Here is an 18,227-nt window from a genome sequence, read left to right as displayed (position 1 = left end):
CCACGCCCACCCCCGCACCCATGACCGAACCCGCCGGCGGCAGCGACCGCTTCGAGATCCAGTGCGAGGTGCTGCGGCTGTCCATCCGCCCCATCGGGCCGGTGCTGCTGGTGCAGTACCTGTTGAACTGCGGCGTGGCGGCGCTGTTCGCCTGGCAGTACTCGCTGCCGCGCGCGCTGGTCTGGATCGCGCTGATCACCGCCGTCACGGCCATGCGCGGCTTCTTCCCGCAGCGCCTGCCGCAGCCCTTCACGGCGCGCAGCCTGCGCGAGGCGCAGCGCACGCACACGCTGCGCACGGCCGTCTGGGAGCTGGCGCACGGGCTGGCCGGGCTGCTGCTGTTCAACCCCGAGCGTGCCGACCTGCAACTGCTGCTGGGCCTGATCCTGATGGGCATGACGCTGTCGTCGGCCTTCTCGGTGTCGTTCTACACGCCGGCCACCCAGCTGGCGATCACGCTGCTGCTGGCGCCGATCATCGTCACCGGCCTCTGGCTGGGGGCGCCGGTGATGATGGCGGTGTCGGCCATCGGCTGCGGGCTGATCGCGATGATGTGGAAGCTGGTGGCCGAGCGGTCGCGCCAGCTCGAGGAAAACATCGGCCTGCGGCTCAACGAACGCACCTTGCGCGAACAGGCCCTGGCCGGCCTGCGCGCCTCCGAGCAGGCGCAGGCCGAGCGGCTGCGCTTCTTCTCGGCCGCCAACCACGACCTGCGCCAGCCGGTGATGGCCATCGGGCTGCAGGCAGAGGTGCTGCGCCAGCAACTGGATGGCGGCGCCGACTTGCAGGCGGTGCAGCACACCGTGGGCTCGCTGGCGCGCGCGCAGCAGGCGCTCGAGGGGCTGACCAACCAGCTGCTGGAAATCGGCCGCATCGAGGCGGCGGTCGATCCGCTGCGGCCGGCGGCGGTGGCGCTGGCGCCGCTGCTGCACGAACTGGCGCGACAGGCCGGCGACGCCCGCGTGCGGGTGCGCTGCCCGGCCGGTGCCGTGGCCTTCACCGACGCCGTGTCGCTGCGCCGCGTGCTGGCCAACCTGGTCGACAACGCCGTCAAGTTCACGCCGCGCGGGCGGGTGCTGCTGGCGGTGCGCGCGCGCCGGCGCGGACACGCCCTGGCCTGGCGCGTGGAAGTGCGCGACAGCGGCATCGGCATTGCCGCGGACGCGCAGGCGCGCGTGTTCGAGGACTTCGAGCAGATCGGCAACGTGGAGCGCAACCTGCAGCGCGGCCACGGGCTCGGCCTGGCCATCGTGCGGCGGCTGGCGGCGCAGCTGGGCATCGAGGTGTCGCTGCGCTCGGCGCCGGGGCGGGGGTCGGTGTTCAGCTTCGAGCTGCCGGCCGCGTCGCAGGGCGCGGTGGTGCCCGCGCACGCCGCCTGCACGCCGCCCACCGCCGGCGCCCCGTCTGCGCGCACGCTGCGCCCGGGGCTGGCGGTGCTGGTGGTGGAAGACAACACCGTGGTGGCCGACAGCCTGTGCGCGCTGCTGCGGCAATGGCAGGTCGAGCCGCGCGTGTACGCCAGCGCGGCGGAGGCGCTGGCGCTGGCCGACCTGCGCGCGCTCGACGCGGCGCTGTGCGACATCCGCCTGCCGGGCTCGCTCGACGGCATTGCGCTGGCGCAGGCGCTGCAGGAACAGAAGCCCTCGCTGGCCATCGCGCTGATTTCGGCGGACATCAACGAAGGCACGCAACGGCTCGCCACCGAGCGCGGCTGGCATGCGCTGCGCAAGCCGGTGCAGCCCGACGACCTGCACGGGGTGCTGCTGAGGGCACAGCAGCAGGGCTGAAGGCGCGCGGCCCGGCTGGCACGGGCCGTGCAGTGCAGCTGTCACTGCTTCCGATATATGCTTCGCGCACAGGCCGCCGGTCCTGCTTCCGATGTCCGCCGACACCCCCTCCCTTTCCCTTCCCGCCGAGGCCCGCCACCTGCGCTACGACGGGTTCGCCATCGCGCTGCACTGGTTGCTCGCGGCCCTGATCGTCGGCTCGCTCGGCGTGGGGCTCTACATGACGGGCCTGCCGTTCTCGCCGCTGCGCCTGAAGGTGTACAGCTGGCACAAGTGGGCGGGCGTCACGATCCTGGCGCTGTCGGCCGTGCGGCTGCTGTGGCGCATCGGGCACCGGCCCCCCGCGCTGCCGGCGGGCATGTCGCGCCTTCAACTGGCGAGCTACCGCGTGAGCCACACGCTGATGTACCTGCTGTTCTTCGCGGTGCCGCTCTCGGGCTGGGCCTACAGCTCGGCCATGGGCATGCCGGTCGGGTGGTTCGGCGTGCTGGCGCTGCCCGACTTCGTGCCGGTCGACCGGGTCTTCGCCGAGGCGGCGCTGCAGCCGCTGCACAAGTACAGCGCCTTCACGCTGGCGGGCGTCACGCTGCTGCACGTGGCGGCGGTGCTCAAGCACCACTGGATCGACCGCGACGGTCTCATGAAACGCATGTGGCCCGCACCACGCAAGGAATCTGCTCGATGACGCGCCTTTTCTACCGCCTGCTGCCCTGCGCGGCACTGGCTTTCGCGGCGGCCATGCCCGCGCTCGCTGTTGCCGAGCCCACGGCCACCAAGCTGGCGGCCGACAAGAGCCAGATCGTCTTCGTCACCAAACAGATGGGCGTGCCGGTGGAAGGCACCTTCAAGAAGTTCGACGCCCAGGTGGCCTTCGACCCGAAGAAGCCAGAAGGCGGCACCGTGGCACTGCAGATCGACACGGGCAGCGCCGGCTTCGGCATTCCCATGAGCGACGCCGAGCTGCCCAAGGCGCCCTGGTTCGACGCCGCGCACTTCCCGCAGGCGAGCTTCCAGTCGAGCGCCATCAAGGCGCTGGGCGACGGCAGGTTCGAGATGGCGGGCAAGCTCACCCTCAAAGGCACGGCCAGGGCCGTGACGGTGCCGGTCAGCATCACGGCGGCTGGCGGCTTCGCGGTGGCCACCGGAAGCTTTACGATCCAGCGGCTCGACTTCAAGGTGGGCGACGGCGAATGGACCGACACCTCGATGGTCGGCAACGAAGTGCAGGTGCGCTTCAAGTTCACGCTCGCAGGCCTCGGGCCGCTTTGAGACCCGGAACCGCCGCACCGCCTCTCCTACCCGCCATGCCTCACACACCTCACGCCATGATGAAGAAGCTCATCCTCGCCTCGGCGCTCTCGGCCTGCGCCCTCGCCGGCACCCCCGCCGCGGCCCAGGACTACACGGCACTGCCCGTGGCCGCCAAGCCCGCGGGCGGACCGGTGAAAAACGCCAGCTACGTGGTCGACCCGACCCACACCTTCGTGATGTACGAAATGGGCCACTACGGCACCACCACCAACCGGGGGCGCTTCAGCACCAAGGACGGCACGGTGAAGATCGACGGCACGGGCACCAGCGGCGCGGTCGACATCACGATGGACATCAGCTCCATCAACACGGGCGTCGACCTGCTCAACCGTCACGTGCAGAGCAAGGATTTCTTCAATGTGGCGGAGTTTCCGACTGCGCGCTTCGTGGCCGATCGCATCGACTTCAGCGGCGACAAGGTGGCCGACGTGCCCGGCACGCTCACCCTGATGGGCCAGACCCGGCCGGTGACGCTGAAGGCCGCGCGTTTCAACTGCTACCTGAGCCCGCTCATCAACCGCCAGGTCTGCGGCGGCGACTTCGAGACGACCGTGGAGCGCAGCGACTGGGGAATGACCTGGGGGCTGAACTTCGGCTTCGAGAACAAAGTGAAACTGCTGGTGCAGGTCGAAGCCGTCAACATCCAGCCCTAGGCGCCGGGGTGATGAAGGCCGGCCAGGCGCTTGCGCTCGTCGTCCTTGGAGGCCTTGAGCCAGTTGCGGGAGGCCACGAACGCACGCGGCAGGTTCAGCAGCACCAGCATCCAGGCACCGGTGACCACCGTCATGAACGCCCCGAACAGCAGCTGCTCGGCCAGCGGGGCGTCGCTCCAGTAGAAGAAACTCAGCAAAAACGACAGCACCACAGCCCAGACGGCCAGAAGGATGAGGTTTTTCATTTTTTGCATCGCAGTAACTCCGGTGCAGAAAATGTAAACCAAAAGTTACCCTAGTACTACTTAAAGTTTAGTTTTCAAACCCCCGATCAGCGTGCACTAATGCACGCTGATCGCGCATTTGATCTCCACGCCACGCCTTTCAGTCCATGAATACCACCCTTTCCCTGCTCGGCATTGCCGGCGCCATGGCCGTCGGCGCGATGAGTCCCGGTCCCAGTTTCGTGATGGTCGCCCGCACGGCGGTGGCTTCCAGGCGCGACGGGCTGGCAGCCGCGCTGGGCATGGGCGCGGGCGGACTGGTCTTCGCCATCGCCGCGCTGGCCGGCCTGCAGGCGGCGTTCCTGGCGGTGCCGGGCCTGTACCTCGCCATCAAGGGCTTCGGCGGCGCCTACCTGGTGTACCTGGGCGTGCGCATCTGGCGCGGCGCGCGGCAGCCGCTGGCCATGGCGGCGGTGCCCCCGGGGGGTACCTCGCCAGGCGCGCAGGGTAGTGGCGCACACCCCTTGCGCACCTTCCTTGTCGGCCTGGCCACCCAGGTCAGCAACCCGAAGACGGCGGTGGTCTACGCCAGCATCTTCGCGGCCTTCCTGCCGCGCGACGTGCCGCTGGTGCTGGCGCTGTCCGTGCCGGTGGTCATCTTCTGCATCGAGACCGGGTGGTACACCGTCGTCGCGCTGGCCCTTTCTTCAGCGGCGCCGCGCTCGGCCTACCTGCGCTACAAGGCCTGGATCGACCGCGCCGCGGGCGGCGTGATGGGACTGCTGGGCCTGCGGCTGGTGTGGTCGGCCGTCAGCGGCAAGTGACGGGCGGCAAGCGCACCGCTAGAGCAGGCTTTCGGGCGTCAGCGGCGCCAAAATCTCGAGCATCGTGCGGTCCCACAAGCCCGAGTCAGGCTCCTCGGTCAGCACGGTGAGCTTGCCGGCGTCGTCGCTGGTCCACTCGATGCGCGACTCGTTGCTGCCCTCGGCAAAGCGCAGCCGGTAGGCGCCCTGCTGCTTGAGCACGTCGAGCAGCTTGAGCATCTGCTGCGCCATTTCGGGGCTGTGGATGATCAGCCCGATCTCGGTGTTGGCCGACTCGGAGCGCGGGTCGAAATTCATCGAGCCGACGAACAGCGTGCGCCGGTCGATCACCGCCGACTTGGCATGCAGCCGCCCCACCGAGGTGCCGAACAGCCCGAGCCGCACGCTGCGCCGGGTGCGGCTGGAACTCAGCTCGTACAGGTCGGCGCCCAGCTTGAGCATGTCGGGCCGGTAGCGGCGGTAGGCGGTGTGCACCAGCGGCTCGTCGGTGGCGGCCAGCGAGTTGGTGACCACGCTGATCTTCACGTTGCGCCGGCGAATCTCGCGCATCACCTCCAGCCCGGTGGCGCCGGGAATCAGGTACGGTGAGACGATGGTCACCTCGGAGCGCGCACGGCGCATCTGCTCGACCACGTTGTAGCGCACGCTGTCGACGTCCAGCAGCGGCACGCCGCCGTAGGAAGCCGTCTTGCCGATCACGCGGTCGGGCGAATCGGCGTAGGCCTCGGCCAGGGTCCAGATCAGGTTGAGCTTGCCGGTGTTCAGGTCGTCCGCCATCGGGCTGTAGCCGAGCAGGTCGTTGGGCGCGGGGGGCGGCGGGGGTGGCGTGGTGTCGGGGCCGGTGGCGGCCTCGAAGCGGGGCTGCAGTTCGTCGCGCGGCACATCGGTGCGCACCACGGAGCCGATGGGCCGCACGTAGACGCTGTTCCAGTACTGGTCGAACAGGCTGCCCAGCCGCGGTATGAGCGCGCCGGTCACGAAGGTGTCGAGGTCGAGGAAGTTCTCGCCCGCGGTGCGCCGGAAGTACTGGTTGCCGATGTTGCGCCCGCCCGCCACCGCCATCGCGCCGTCGGCGATGAACAGCTTGTTGTGCATGCGGCGGTTCACGCGGCTGAAGTCGAACAGCGAGGCGGTAAAGCGCTTCAGGATGCTGCCGCGCCCGGCCGGGAACGGGTTGAACAGGCGCAGCTCGACGTTGGGCGTGGCGGCAAAGGCCAGCAGCAGCTCGTCCTCGCCCGAGGTGTAGAGGTCGTCCATCAGCAGGCGCACCCGCACACCGCGCAGCGCGGCGTCGCGCAGGGTGCGCAACAGGTAGCGGCCGGTCTCGTCGTTCTCGATCTGGTAGTACTGCACGTCGAGCGTGCGCTGGGCGCGGCGCGCCAGCTGGATGCGGGTATCGAAGGCGAAGTCGCCGCCGGGCATGAGCCGAAAGCCGCTCAGGTCAGGGTCGGGCTGGGCCGCCAGCGCGATCTTGCCCAGGGCGGTATCGGCCGACACGGCCATGGCCTTGACGGCGGGGCGCGGCGCCTCGTCGGGCAAGGTGGCGCAGCCGGCGAACAGCAGCACGGCCACCAAGGCGAAGAACCCGAGCCCCCGGCGCGACATCGGATGCTGGCGGCCAGGGCTCATGGTCGGCTTGCTACAGCGCCTTGCGCAGGTTGGCGGGCGCGATGCGCAGCGCCTCGCGGTACTTGGCCACGGTGCGGCGCGCGCACTCGATGCCCTGCTCTTTCAGCATCTCGGAAATCTGGCTGTCCGACAGCGGCTTCTTGATGCTTTCCGAGCTGACGAACTGCTTGATGAGCGCGCGCACCGCGGTGCTCGACGCATTGCCGCCGGTCTCGGTGCCCAGCGCCGAGCCGAAGAAGTACTTGAGCTCGACCGTGCCGAACGGCGTGGACATGTACTTGGCCGTGGTCACGCGCGAGATGGTCGACTCGTGCAGGCCCAGCTCGTCGGCAATCTCGCGCAGCACCAGCGGGCGCATCGCGAGCTCGCCGTGCACGAAGTAGCTCTTCTGCCGCTCGACGATGGCGTTGCTCACGCGCAGGATGGTGTCGAAGCGCTGCTGGATGTTCTTGATGAACCAGCGCGCCTCCTGCAGCCGCTGCGACAGCGCCTGGCTGCCCTCGCCCTTGTGCGCCTTGAGAGCGCCCGCGTAGATGTCGTGCACGCGCAGGCGCGGCATGACCTCCGGATTCAGCATGACGCGGAACTTGATGTTGGTGCCGCGGCCGGTCTTGGTGACGATCACGTCCGGCACCACGATGTTGCGCTCCACGTCCACGAAGCGCCGGCCCGGCTTGGGCTCCAGCCGCGCGATGATCTGCAGCGCCAGGCGCACCAACTCTTCGCTGGTGCGGGTGAGCGTGGCCAGGCGCTTGAAGTCGCGACGCGCCAAGAGTTCCATCGACTGCTTGCACACGGCCATGGCGGTCTTGCGGACCAGCTGTTCCTGCTCGGTCTCGTCCTGGCGGGCCAGCGCGCGCAGCTGGATGCCCAGGCATTCGCCCAGGTCGCGCGCGCCCACGCCCACGGGCTCCAGGCTCTGCAGCAGGCCGAGCGCCACCTGGAAGTGGTGCACGAGGTCGTCGAACTGGTCGTTGTCGTCGCCGGCCAGGCCCGAGGCCAGCGCGGGCAGCGAGTCTTCGAGGTAGCCGTCGTCGTTGAGCGACTCGATCAGGAAGCGCAGCGCGGCGCTGTCGTTCTCGTTCAGGCGCAGGCTCAGCGCCTGGCGGTGCAGGAACGACTGCAGCGACTCCTGGCTGCGCGCGAGCTCGGTGGCGTCGGCGCGCTCGTCGTCGCCCAGATTGTTCTGGCGCGCGGGGGCGTCGCTGCCCCACTCGCTGTCGTCGGGCGCGGCCATGTCGACGGTGCCGTCGCCTTCCCAGTCGGGCTCGCGCTCGGTGATTTCCGTGGCCGGGCCGTCGGAGTCGGCGGTGCTGGTCGTCGTCTCGGTGGAAGAAGGAGAGGTGCTGGCCGCCGGCGGCGCGAAGTCGCTTTCACCTTCGATGCCGTCGCCTCCATCGCCGCCGCCGTCATCGCGCGGGACCGGCGCATCGGCCGCGTCGAGCCCGAATTCCTCGCGCGCCGCCTCTTCCGCGGTGCGTTCGAGGAACGGGTTCTCGTCCAGCATCTGCTCGACCTCCTGGCTCAGTTCGAGCGTGGAGAGCTGCAGCAGCCGGATCGACTGTTGCAGCTGCGGCGTCAATGCCAGGTGCTGCGAGACGCGAAGGGACAGCCCTTGCTTCATGGAGAGCCCACCCGCCCTTACATCCGGAAGTGCTCGCCAAGGTAGACGCGTCGTACCTCGGCGTTGTCGACGATCTCCGAAGGCGTGCCTTGTGCCAGCACATGCCCGTCGCTGATGATGAACGCGTGGTCGCAGATGCCCAGCGTCTCACGCACGTTGTGGTCGGTGATGAGCACGCCGATGCCGCGTTCCTTCAGGAAACTGATGATCCGCTGGATCTCGATCACCGCGATCGGGTCGATGCCGGCGAAGGGCTCGTCCAGCAGGATGAAGCGCGGCTGCGTGGCCAGCGCGCGTGCAATCTCCACGCGGCGGCGCTCGCCGCCCGACAGCGCCAGCGCGGGCGAATCGCGCAGGTGATCGACCCGCAGGTCGGACAACAGTTCGGACAGGCGCTCCTCGATGTGCTGCCTGGACAGCGGCGCCATCTTGCCGTTGGCGTCGGGCTCGCTCTGCAGCTCCAGCACGGCGCGCACGTTTTCCTCGACCGTGAGCTTGCGGAAGATCGAGGCTTCCTGCGGCAGGTAGCTCAGGCCCATGCGGGCGCGCCGGTGGATCGGCATGTGCGCGATGGGCTCGCCGTCGATGGTGATCTGGCCCGCGTCGGCACGCACCAGCCCCACGATCATGTAGAACGACGTGGTCTTGCCCGCGCCGTTGGGCCCGAGCAGCCCAACCACTTCGCCCTTCTGCACGTCGAGCGAGACGTCCTTCACCACCGTGCGGCTGCCATAGCTCTTCTTCAGGCCGCGCGCCACCAGGCGGCTGCCCGGCGCGCCGTTGGCGTCGTGCGTTCCAGCGGTTTCGATCACTTGCGGGTTTCTCCGTCGTCGAGCGTGGTGCTCTGGCGCAGGCCCTTGCCGGGCGCCGGGGTGGGTGCCGGCGGCGCAGCCTTCGCGCCCGCCGGGGCCGAGGCACCGGCGGCCGGCGCGGCCGCGGCCTTGGGTGTCAGGATGGTCCTCACGCGCCCGCCCGGGGTGGACGCGTTGACGGCGGTGTTCGCCGGCACGGTGGAACCGTTGACGGTGTAGGTGTCGTTGCTCTGGTCGTAGACGATCAGCGCGCCCTGGCTCTCGTCGTTCGGCGTGGCGCCCAGCAGGCGGCGCATGACGGCGTTGCGGATGAACTTGACGTTGTCGGCGCGGCTGTCGTACTCGATGACTTCGGACTCGCCCTCGATCCATTCGTCGGGCGCGTTGCGCTTCTGCTTGTAGTAGGCGCGCTTGCCGGGCGCCGCCGTGACCACGCCGTACTGGTAGCCCTCGGCGTCCTGGCGCACGTCCATGCGCGCGCCGCGGATGATGATCGTGCCCTTCGTGACCAGCACGTTGCCGGTGAACACGCTGGTCTGTTTCAGGTCGTCGTAACGCATGGCGTCCGACTCGATGTTCATCGGCTTGGTGCGGTCGGCGGTTTCGGCCAGGGCGCCCGAGGCGAAGCCGGCCAGCAACAGCGCGGCGGCAGCCAGGCGGCCGATGCAACGGAGGAAGGAGGGAGTGGTGGGGTAAGAATGCAATGTCATAGAGGCACGAAACTTGCTCGGCATTGTATGCGGCTGATTGCGCCAGCCCCGCACGCACAGATGAAAAAGCCCGCCGAAGCGGGCCAGGTATCCCTTGCAAAAAGGGAGAAGGCAGCGGCAGTCAATGCGCGCAGCCCCGGGGGTCAGCCTTTTTTCGCTTCGCCGATCAGGTAGTTGACGACCTGCAGCACCTTGGTCATGTTACCGGCGGTCTCGCCATCCACATACCAGCGGCCGGCCACGGCCATCGCCGGCACGCCCGCCACCTTGTAGGCGTCGGTCATCTGCGAGGCGCGCTTGGCCTTGCTGGCGACGCTGAACGAGGTGAAGGTTTCCTTGAACTTGGCGCCGTCCAGGCCATTGGCCGAAGCCCAGGCAATGATGTTGGCGTCGCCGTTCACGTTCTGGCGCTGGGCATGGATGGCGCTGAACACCTTCGGCTGGAACTCGTCGACCTTGCCCATGGCCTCGAGCGCGTAGTACAGACGCTGCTTGGCTTCGACGTCGTTGCCCACGAACGGCACGGGAATGCGGCGGAAGGCGACTTCCTTCGGCAGCGTCTTGGCCCAGGCTTCCAGCGCCGGTTCGAAGTCGTTGCAATGCGGGCAGTTGTACGAGAAGAACTCGACCACTTCGATCTTGCCGGCCGGTGCGTCGACCGGTGCGCGCTTGTCGAGCACCAGGTACTCGGTGCCTGCCTTGGGCGCGCGCGCCTGGGCGTGGGCCGGATTGGCGGCCAGGGACAGCAGCCCGAGCGAAGTGGCGGCCAGCGAAAAGTCACGACGTTTCATTGAAAGGGTTCTCCAGTTGGTACGGCAGACTGAGCCGGCGCGCGGCGGGGAGTTCCCCCGCAGCCGGTGCGCCCGGGCGCGATCGGGTCGATGAATCGTGGCGGCAAACGCCGCGGCGCGAAGCTTAAGGGCTATTCGTGTCGGAGGCCGGGGTCAGCGCTGCACGCGCACCAGCGCCGACTCCATGCCGCCGCCGTCGAGCCGGTCCTTCAGGCGGTCGGCATCGTCCTTCTTGTTGAACGGGCCGGCGCGCACACGGTAGACGGTGCGGCCCGCCTGCTCACGCTCGGTGACCCGGGCCTCCACGCCCATCAGCGACAGCTTGGCGCGCTGCGCCTCGGCGTCGTCGGTGGTGCGGAAGGCGCCGGCCTGCACGAAGTACATGAACGGATCGGCGCCGGAGCTGCTGGCGGCGTTGCTGTTGGTGCTGCTGCTCGGCGCAGCCGACGCGGTGGTCACGCTGCCCGAGCGCGCGCGGGCGAGGTCGCCCAGCGGGTCGTTCGAAGCCGGCAGCGCGTTGGCCTCGGCCGGCACCGGCGCCGTGCGTGGTGGCTTGGGCGCCACCACCACGGGCACCGGCGGTGCGGTCGTGGGCGGCGGGGCGCCTGGGGCCACGGCGGCGGCCGGCTCGCCGGTGACCGGGTTGACCGGACCGGTGGCGACCGGCGCGGGCTTGGCTGCGCCGGCCTTGCCGGCCAGCGGCGCATTCGGGTCCCAGTCGCGGTTCTTGCGGGCTTCGGCCTCGTCCTGTTCGGCGCCGCCCTTTTGCGTCTTGGTCACGAACGGGATCGGCACCTTGGTCACATAGACCGCGATGCCCAGCGCGACGCCAAGGCCGAGCACCAGCCCGATGATCAGGCCGATGACGATGTTGCCGCGTTGTCTGGTTGTCTTCTTCATGGTGAGGTTCACATCTTGCTCGGCGCACTGACGCCGAGAATCGCGAGGCCATTGTGCAGCACCTGCGCGCAGGCGGCGACAAGCGCCAGGCGGGCCTTTTTCAAAGTTTCGTCGTCGACCAGCACGCGCTCCGCGTCGTAGTAACTGTGGAGGTTGCCCGCGAGTTCGCGCAGATAGAAAGTCACGTCGTGCGGCGCAAAATCCTTGGCAGCCGCCGTGAGCATCTCGGGATACTTAGCCAGCTGCAGCATGAGCGTTTGGGCCTGCGGCGCCTCCAGCGACGACAGATCGACCGCGCCCAGCGACGCGGTGTCGCCGGCCCAGTCCCGGATCATCTTGCAGATGCGCGCATGCGCCATCTGTACGTAGTAGACCGGGTTGTCGTTGTTCTGCGCCAGCGCCAGGTCGATGTCGAACAAGAACTCGGTATCCGGTTTACGGCTCAGCAGGAAGAAGCGGATCGCATCCGTGCTTGTCCACTCGATCAGGTCGCGCAGCGTCACGTAACTGCCCGCGCGCTTGCTGATCTTGACCTCTTCGCCGTCCTTCATCACGCGCACCATGGTGTGCAGCACGTAGTCGGGGTAGCCCTCGGGAATGCCTTCGCCGGCCGCCTGCAGCCCGGCACGCACGCGCGCGATGGTGCCGTGGTGGTCGGTGCCCTGGATGTTGATGACCTTGTGGAAGCCGCGCTCCCACTTGGCGATGTGGTACGCGACGTCGGGCACGAAGTACGTGTACGTACCGTCCTGCTTCTTCATCACGCGGTCCTTGTCGTCGCCGTAGTCGGTCGACCTGAGCCACAGCGCGCCGTCCTGCTCGTAGGTCTTGCCGGCGGCCACCAGCCTGGCCACGGCCGCCTCGACACGCCCGCTGGTGTACAGGCTGGACTCCAGGTAGTACTGGTCGAAGCGCACGCGGAAGGCCTGCAGGTCCAGGTCCTGCTCGCGGCGCAGGTAGGCCACGGCGAACTCGCGGATGGCGTCCAGGTCCTCGATGTCGCCGCTGCCGGTGACCTCGCGGTCTTCGGACTTGACGGTCTTCTTCGCCTTGAAGTCTTCGGCGATGTCGGCGATGTAGTCGCCGTTGTAGGCCGGGGCTTTTTCGCCGCTGGGCCATTCGGCGTCGCCGGGCTTGAAGCCGCGCGCGCGCAGCTGGGTGCTGTTGGCCAGCGTCTGGATCTGCACGCCGGCGTCGTTGTAGTAGTACTCGCGCCAGACGTTTTCGCCCTGCGAGGCGCGCAGGTTGCAGATGGCGTCGCCCAGCGCCGCCTGGCGGCCGTGGCCCACGTGCAGGGGGCCGGTCGGGTTGGCCGAGACGAACTCGACCAGCACCTTTTCGCCCGTGGGCGGCTGCCGGCCGAAGGCTTCGCCCGCGGCCAGCACTTCGCGCACGATCTGCTGCTTGGCGGCCGTCTTGAGACGGATGTTGAGAAAACCGGGACCGGCGATCTCGATGGCCTCGACCCATTGGCCGAAAGCGGGGGTGGCGAGCAGCGCGGTGCTCAGTTGCTCGGCCAGTTCGCGGGGCTTGCGCCCCAGCGGTTTGGCAAGCTGCATGGCGGCCGTGCTGGCGAAATCGCCATGGGCAGCCACCTTGGGCGACTCGAACGCGGCTTTGGAGCCAGCGCCGGGCGAGAGGGATTCGAGCGTGTTCGCGAGCGCCGCGAGCAGCTCCTGTTTGACCAATAGCATCCGGGAATTTTACCGGGGGCAAACCCGGACTCAGTTGACGATCGTCATCCGATTGTTGCCTTCGCTCGTTAGGGTGGTCGGCCCCGGGGCGGGGCAACCGTCACTCCACCCAACCTTGCAAGGACACATCCCACCATGAAAAAGCTCCTTTCCCTGGTCGCCTCCACCGTTGCGCTCGGCGCCTGCCTGTCGTTCAGCGCCTTTGCGCAGGACAAGGCCGCCGCGCCCGCGGCAGCACCCGCCGCCATGGCCGCCCCCGCCGCCGGCGGCAGCTGCGACGCCAAGGCCATCGACAAGAACGGCAAGCCCCTGGCCGGCGCCGCCAAGGCCAGCTCCATCAAGAAGTGCGAGAAAGACACCAAGGCTGCCGCCGCTCCCGCCTGCGCCGCCAAGGCCATGGACAAGAACGGCAAGCCGCTGGCCGGCGCCGCCAAGAACAGCTTCGTCAAGAAGTGCGAAGCGGACGCAGCCAAGGGCTGAAACAGCGTTGCGCTGAAGTTGTCGCCCAGCAGGCCCGCCGAGTGCGGGCCTTTTTCATGCGCGAGGCGCGGGCCTACTTGCCGAAACCGCGCGCCAGGAACACGGCCACCAGCGGAATCAGCGCGATCAGGTGGGCCTGCACCATCACCAGCTTGCGCGTCTTCCTGATGTCTTCTTCGGCCGGCAGCTTGCCGGTGGCGCGCAGCGTCTTGCGCCAGCGGAAGTAGGTCAGCGTCGGAAAGATCGAGAGCACGCCGACGATGATGAAGAGCCCCAGCTTCACGTGCAGCAGCGGGTTGGTCCAGTACCAGGCCGTGCCCTTCACGCCCCACCAGGTGCGCGCGAGACCGGTGGCGAGCACCGCGATGGCGGCGATGCCGTAGACCATGTCGACCTTGGCCAGCCGCTCCACCACCGCGGCGTTGAGCCACTGCACGCGGCACAGGGCCGCTTCGCTCGAAATGAACACGACCATCGTGAGGATGGACAGCAGGTGCAGGTACGCGAGGATGGCTTCGAGGGTCATTCGATGGCTTTCTGCTCAATGCACTGGGTTTGCAATTGAGAACAGATTGTGCCGCCGCCAGGTTGCGCTACGCCCTGCCGCCCCAGAATTCCGGGTTGCCGTACTGATCCTTGAGGAAATCAAGCCACAGCCGCACGCGCAGCGGCAGGTGCTTGGCGCCCGCGAACACCGCGTAGATGCCGTTGGGCGGCGCGGCGAAGTCGTCGAGCAGCGGCACCAGCAGGCCGGCGTCGATCTCGGCCTCGACCTCCCAGGTGCTGCGCCAGGCAATGCCGTGGCCGGCCAGGCACCAGTCGTGCAGCACCTGGCCGTCGGAGCAGTCGAGCGGGCCGCTGGGCCGCAGGTGGATCAGCTCCTGCGCGCCGCCCTCGGTGGCAATGCGAAAAGCCCAGCCGCGCGTTTGCGAGGCGTCGCTCGACAGCGTGAGGCAGGCAAAGCGCGACAGCTCGCCGGGGTGCAACGGCCTGCCGTGGCGCCGCACGAACTCGGGCGTGGCAACGCAGCGGCGGCGGTTGTCGGCCAGCCGCACGCTCACCAATGAAGAGTCGGGCAGGTCGCCAACGCGCACTGCGCAGTCGAAACTCTCGCCGGTGACGTCGACCACGCGGTCGCTCAGGTTCAGCGAAATGGTCACTTCCGGATGCAGCGCATGAAAGCGCGGCACCAGCGGCGCGACGTGGCGGCGGCCGAAGCCGGCCGGCGCGGTCACCCGCAAATGGCCGCTGGCCTTGACGCCCCCGGCACTCACGCTGGCCTCGGCATTGGCGAACTCGGTGAGCAGCCGCTGGCAGTCTTCGAGAAAGGCGCTGCCCTCGTGCGTGAGCGTGATGCGCCGCGTGGTGCGCACCAGCAGCTTCACGCCCAGGCGCTCTTCCAGCGCGTCGAGCCGCCGCCCCATGATGGCCGGCGCCACGCCCTCGGCCTTGGCCGCGGCCGTGAGCCCGCCCCGGGTTGCGACCGAGACAAAGGATTCGAGCTGCTTGAGGCGGTCCATGGCGGCGGAACTATATCGCCCGCCGCCGGGCACGCACGGCTGGTTCCGGCCTATTCAGGACGAACGCCGGCCGCGCGCACCGCCGCACCCCAGCGCGCGTGTTCCGACTTGACGTATTGCGCCGCCTGCTCCGGGCTGCCGCCGACGGGCGTGCTGCCTTCGGCCAGCAGCTGCGAGATGGTGGCCGGCTCGGCCAGCGCCTTGTCGACGGCGGCGTTGAGCTTCTTCACGATGTCGGCGCTCGTGCCGGCCGGCACCACCAGCGCCTTCCAGTCCACGGCCTCGAAGCCCTTGTAGCTTTCGCCCACGGTCGGCACCTCGGGCATCACCGGCAGGCGCTTGGCCGAGGTGACGGCCAGCGCGCGCAGCTTGCCGCCCTTCACCATGGCCAGCGCACCCTGCGGCGTGGCGAACATGTAGTCGGTCTGCCCGCCGAGCAGGTCGGTGATGGCGGGCGCGGCGCCCTTGTACGGCACGTTCAGCACCTTGAAGCCCGCGCGTTGCGCCAGCACCTCGCCGGCCATGTGGCCCAGCGTGCCGGTGCCCGCGAGCGCCTGCTTGATCTCGCCGGGCTTGGCCTTGGCGGCGGCAACCAGCTCGGCGAGCGACTTGTACGGCGCGTCGGCGCGCACCACCAGCACCACCGGCTGCGAGGCCACGACCGCGACCGGCACCAGGTCCTTCAGCGCGTCGTAGGGCATCTTGGGAAACAGCGTCGGGTTGATCGCCAGGTTGGCGGTCTGGCCCAGGCCGACGGTGTAGCCGTCGGGCTTGGACTTGGCGACCACGTCCATGCCGATGTTGCCGTTGCCGCCGGCGCGGTTGTCGACGATGAAGGTCCACTTCGTGTCCTCCACCAGCTTCTGCGCGATGAGGCGCGCCACGATGTCGGTGGCGCCGCCGGGCGTGTAGGGCACGACGAGGCGCACGGGCTTGTCGGGCCACGCCGTGTCGGCGAGGGCGGGCGCGGCGTTCAGGCATGCGGCGGCCGCGGCGCAGGCGAGCAGTGCGCGCCGTTCAGTGAAGACGACGCGCGTTGCACGCCGTGTGGTGATGAACATGGGGTCAGTCTCCGAGGGTGATGTGGCGTGTCTCGAGCGCAGCGATTTCTTCATCGCTGTAGCCCACTTCTTTCAGCAGCTCGCGGCTGTGCTCGCCGATGTGCGGCGGCTGCAGCCGGATGCCGGGCCGTTCGCCGCCCAGCGTGAACGGCGCCAGCGGCACCTTGGCCATGCTGCCGTCGTTCATGCGCACCGGCGCGAGGCCGCCGGTGGCGTTCAGGTGCGGGTCGTCGAACAGGTCCTGCGGCTTGGTGATGGGGGCGAAGGGCAGTTCGTTCTGCTCGAACACCGCCGCCAGTTCCGCCGCGCCGTGGTTCGCGAGGTGCGAACGCAGGATCGGCATCATCCAGTCGCGTGCGCGCACGCGGTCGTTGTTGGTCTTCAGGCGCGGGTCGGCCAGCATGTCTTCCAGGCCGAAGGCCTTGCAGAAGATGGCCCACTGCTTGTCGCTCACGGCCGCCAGGAAGATCTGCTCGCCGTCTTTCACGGTGAACACGTCGTACACGGCCCAGGCCGAAATGCGGCTGGGCATCGGGTCGGCGGGCTTGCCGGTGGCGGCGAACTGCATCATGTGCTGCGCGACCAGGAACACGTTGTTCTCGAACAGCGCGGACTGCACCTCGCAGCCCTTGCCCGTGAGCTCGCGCTGGCGCAGCGCGGCCATGGCGCCGATGGCGCCGAACATGCCGCCCATGATGTCGTTCACGCTGGTGCCCGCGCGCAGCGGGTCGCCCGAACGGCCGGTCATGTAGGCCAGCCCGCCCATCATCTGCACCACCTCGTCGAGCGCGGTGCGGTGGTCGTACGGGCCGGGCAGGAAGCCCTTGTGGCTCACGTAGATGAGCCGCGGGTTGAGCCTGGCCAAGGTGTCGTAGTCGAGCCCCAGCTTCTTCATGGTGCCGGGCTTGAAGTTCTCGCTCACGATGTCGGCCGTGGCAATGAGGCGCAGCGCGGCCTCCACGCCCTCGGGCTGCTTCAGGTCGAGCGCGATGCTCTTCTTGTTGCGGTTGAAGGTCGGGAAGAAGCCCGAGCCCGAGCCGAGCAGGCGGCGCGTGTTGTCGCCCTCGATGGGCTCGACCTTGATGACCTCGGCGCCCAGGTCGGCCAGCAGCAGGCCGCAGGTCGGGCCCATGACCATGTGGGTGAACTCGACGACGCGGATGCCGGCGTAGGGCAAGGTGTTCGCAAGCGGGTTGCTGGTGGGGGCTTCAGACATGTGCGGTGTATTCCTGGACAAAACCCTTGGGCAGCCCGGCCTCGGGCGTCATGCCGTAGACCGGTTCGCCGGGCAGGCCGGCCATGAGCGGCGCGCGCGCCGCGATGAGTTTTTCGATGTCGATGCCGGTGCGAACGCCCATGGCCTCGAACATGAACACGAGGTCTTCCGTCACGGCGTTGCCCGAGGCGCCGGGCGCGTAGGGGCACCCGCCGAGGCCGCCAAGCGAGGCGTCGAAGGTGCGCACGCCCTCGTCCCATGCCGCCAGGCAGTTCGCGATGCCGAGGCCGCGCGTGTTGTGCATGTGGGCCGCGCCGGCGTGTTTGCCGATCTCGGCGCGCAGGCGCTTGAAGAGGCGGCGCACCTGCGCGGGGTTGGCATAGCCCACGGTGTCTGAAAGCCCCGACTCGTCGGCACCGGCCTCGATGCACTGCGCGGCCAGGCGGATCACGTCGTCCTCGGGCACCAGGCCCTGCAGCGTGCAACCGAAGGCGGTGGAGATGCCGGCCTCGAGCTTCACTTGCGGCGCGATGGCGCGGCGCAGGTCGGCAATCGCGCGCACCTCCTCGACCATCTCGGTCGGCGTCTTGCGCACGTTGGCCAGCGAATGCGCCACGCTGGCCGACACCGGCATCGTGAGCTTGTGCACGCCGGCCTCGAGCGCGGCCTGCGCGCCTTTGCGGTTGGGCACCAGCGCCATCACCACGAGGCCGGGCAGCGTGACGGCGTGTCGCACCACGTCGGCCGCGTCGGCCATCTGCGGCAGCAGCTTCGCGGGCACGAAAGAGGCGACTTCGATCTCGCGCACGCCGGCGGCGTAGAGCGCGTCGATCCAGCGCAGCTTGTCCGCGGTCGGCATGGTGGCCTTGACCGATTGCAGGCCGTCGCGCGGGCCGACCTCGCTGATGAGGACGTCGGGGGGTGTCATCGACTTTGTCTCCTTGAAGCAGTCCGGCTTGGACCGCTTGACAGTTCTGTTAGACAGAACTAA

The 18,227-nt window shown here is 68.8% G+C and carries 19 protein-coding genes; 6 read left to right on the top strand and 13 right to left on the bottom strand.

Annotation, left to right across the window (positions count from 1 at the left end; genetic code table 11):
- Window positions 1-20: 20 nt before the first annotated feature.
- From AC1DJH_RS17005 to AC1DJH_RS16990, 4 genes are all read left to right on the top strand, one after another.
- A complete protein-coding gene (locus tag AC1DJH_RS17005) occupies window positions 21-1,787 on the top strand; it encodes an ATP-binding response regulator (RefSeq protein ID WP_478186468.1) in 1,767 nt (588 codons plus the stop codon).
- A 91-nt stretch (window positions 1,788-1,878) separates the two neighbouring features.
- Entirely contained in the window at window positions 1,879-2,472 is a 594-nt protein-coding gene (locus AC1DJH_RS17000; protein ID WP_478186467.1) for a cytochrome b, read from the top strand.
- The gene (locus AC1DJH_RS16995) at window positions 2,469-3,056 is read left to right on the top strand and encodes a YceI family protein (protein ID WP_478186466.1); all 588 of its coding nucleotides are present in this window, start codon (window positions 2,469-2,471) and stop codon (window positions 3,054-3,056) included. Before AC1DJH_RS17000 ends, AC1DJH_RS16995 begins: the two co-directional genes overlap by 4 nt.
- A gap of 59 nt (window positions 3,057-3,115) precedes the next feature.
- Complete coding sequence (locus tag AC1DJH_RS16990; protein ID WP_478186554.1) at window positions 3,116-3,751, top strand: YceI family protein; 636 nt, start codon at window positions 3,116-3,118, stop codon at window positions 3,749-3,751.
- Here the strand turns inward: AC1DJH_RS16990 and AC1DJH_RS16985 are convergent.
- The gene (locus AC1DJH_RS16985) at window positions 3,748-4,005 is read right to left on the bottom strand and encodes a hypothetical protein (RefSeq protein WP_472125266.1); all 258 of its coding nucleotides are present in this window, start codon (window positions 4,003-4,005) and stop codon (window positions 3,748-3,750) included. The genes AC1DJH_RS16990 and AC1DJH_RS16985 overlap by 4 nt on opposite strands.
- A gap of 137 nt (window positions 4,006-4,142) precedes the next feature.
- Between AC1DJH_RS16985 and AC1DJH_RS16980 the strand changes: the two genes are divergently transcribed.
- Entirely contained in the window at window positions 4,143-4,799 is a 657-nt protein-coding gene (locus AC1DJH_RS16980; protein WP_478186465.1) for a LysE family translocator, read from the top strand.
- A gap of 18 nt (window positions 4,800-4,817) precedes the next feature.
- Here AC1DJH_RS16980 and AC1DJH_RS16975 read toward each other — a convergent pair whose 3' ends face one another.
- The 7 genes from AC1DJH_RS16975 to argS form a co-directional block, all read right to left on the bottom strand.
- Window positions 4,818-6,428, bottom strand: coding sequence for a phospholipase D family protein (locus AC1DJH_RS16975; protein ID WP_478186464.1), 1,611 nt, complete (start codon window positions 6,426-6,428; stop codon window positions 4,818-4,820).
- Between the two features lie 10 nt (window positions 6,429-6,438).
- Complete coding sequence (rpoN, locus tag AC1DJH_RS16970) at window positions 6,439-8,052, bottom strand: RNA polymerase factor sigma-54 (protein ID WP_478186463.1); 1,614 nt, start codon at window positions 8,050-8,052, stop codon at window positions 6,439-6,441.
- Between the two features lie 17 nt (window positions 8,053-8,069).
- Window positions 8,070-8,864 (bottom strand): LPS export ABC transporter ATP-binding protein, encoded by a 795-nt coding sequence (lptB, locus tag AC1DJH_RS16965; protein ID WP_472125278.1) that lies wholly within the window; start codon window positions 8,862-8,864, stop codon window positions 8,070-8,072.
- Complete coding sequence (lptA, locus tag AC1DJH_RS16960; protein ID WP_435439011.1) at window positions 8,861-9,574, bottom strand: lipopolysaccharide transport periplasmic protein LptA; 714 nt, start codon at window positions 9,572-9,574, stop codon at window positions 8,861-8,863. The genes lptB and lptA overlap by 4 nt, the downstream gene beginning before the upstream one ends.
- A gap of 143 nt (window positions 9,575-9,717) precedes the next feature.
- The gene (locus tag AC1DJH_RS16955; RefSeq protein WP_472125281.1) at window positions 9,718-10,365 is read right to left on the bottom strand and encodes a thiol:disulfide interchange protein DsbA/DsbL; all 648 of its coding nucleotides are present in this window, start codon (window positions 10,363-10,365) and stop codon (window positions 9,718-9,720) included.
- 153 nt (window positions 10,366-10,518) lie between these two features.
- Entirely contained in the window at window positions 10,519-11,265 is a 747-nt protein-coding gene (locus AC1DJH_RS16950; protein ID WP_435487947.1) for an SPOR domain-containing protein, read from the bottom strand.
- Window positions 11,266-11,273: 8 nt separating this feature from the next.
- Complete coding sequence (argS, locus tag AC1DJH_RS16945) at window positions 11,274-12,959, bottom strand: arginine--tRNA ligase (RefSeq protein WP_478186462.1); 1,686 nt, start codon at window positions 12,957-12,959, stop codon at window positions 11,274-11,276.
- Between the two features lie 135 nt (window positions 12,960-13,094).
- On the opposite strand from argS, the gene AC1DJH_RS16940 reads away from it, so the two are divergent.
- Window positions 13,095-13,439 (top strand): hypothetical protein, encoded by a 345-nt coding sequence (locus tag AC1DJH_RS16940; protein WP_435487949.1) that lies wholly within the window; start codon window positions 13,095-13,097, stop codon window positions 13,437-13,439.
- Between the two features lie 73 nt (window positions 13,440-13,512).
- Here AC1DJH_RS16940 and AC1DJH_RS16935 read toward each other — a convergent pair whose 3' ends face one another.
- The 5 genes from AC1DJH_RS16935 to AC1DJH_RS16915 all read right to left on the bottom strand — a co-directional run bounded on the left by AC1DJH_RS16935 (window position 13,513) and on the right by AC1DJH_RS16915 (window position 18,164).
- Window positions 13,513-13,965, bottom strand: coding sequence for a DUF2214 family protein (locus AC1DJH_RS16935; protein WP_472125286.1), 453 nt, complete (start codon window positions 13,963-13,965; stop codon window positions 13,513-13,515).
- Between the two features lie 67 nt (window positions 13,966-14,032).
- Entirely contained in the window at window positions 14,033-14,959 is a 927-nt protein-coding gene (locus AC1DJH_RS16930; RefSeq protein WP_478186461.1) for a LysR family transcriptional regulator, read from the bottom strand.
- Between the two features lie 50 nt (window positions 14,960-15,009).
- Window positions 15,010-16,020, bottom strand: a complete 1,011-nt coding sequence (locus tag AC1DJH_RS16925) for a Bug family tripartite tricarboxylate transporter substrate binding protein (protein ID WP_478186460.1) — start codon at window positions 16,018-16,020, stop codon at window positions 15,010-15,012.
- A gap of 4 nt (window positions 16,021-16,024) precedes the next feature.
- On the bottom strand, window positions 16,025-17,236 hold the full coding sequence (locus AC1DJH_RS16920; RefSeq protein ID WP_478186459.1) for a CaiB/BaiF CoA transferase family protein: 1,212 nt from the start codon (window positions 17,234-17,236) through the stop codon (window positions 16,025-16,027).
- Complete coding sequence (locus AC1DJH_RS16915; RefSeq protein ID WP_472125296.1) at window positions 17,229-18,164, bottom strand: hydroxymethylglutaryl-CoA lyase; 936 nt, start codon at window positions 18,162-18,164, stop codon at window positions 17,229-17,231. The genes AC1DJH_RS16920 and AC1DJH_RS16915 overlap by 8 nt, the downstream gene beginning before the upstream one ends.
- Between the last annotated feature and the right edge of the window lie 63 nt (window positions 18,165-18,227).

Source organism: Variovorax sp. 10N412, assembly GCF_056394985.1.
This window is presented reverse-complemented; position numbering and strand designations above follow the sequence as displayed.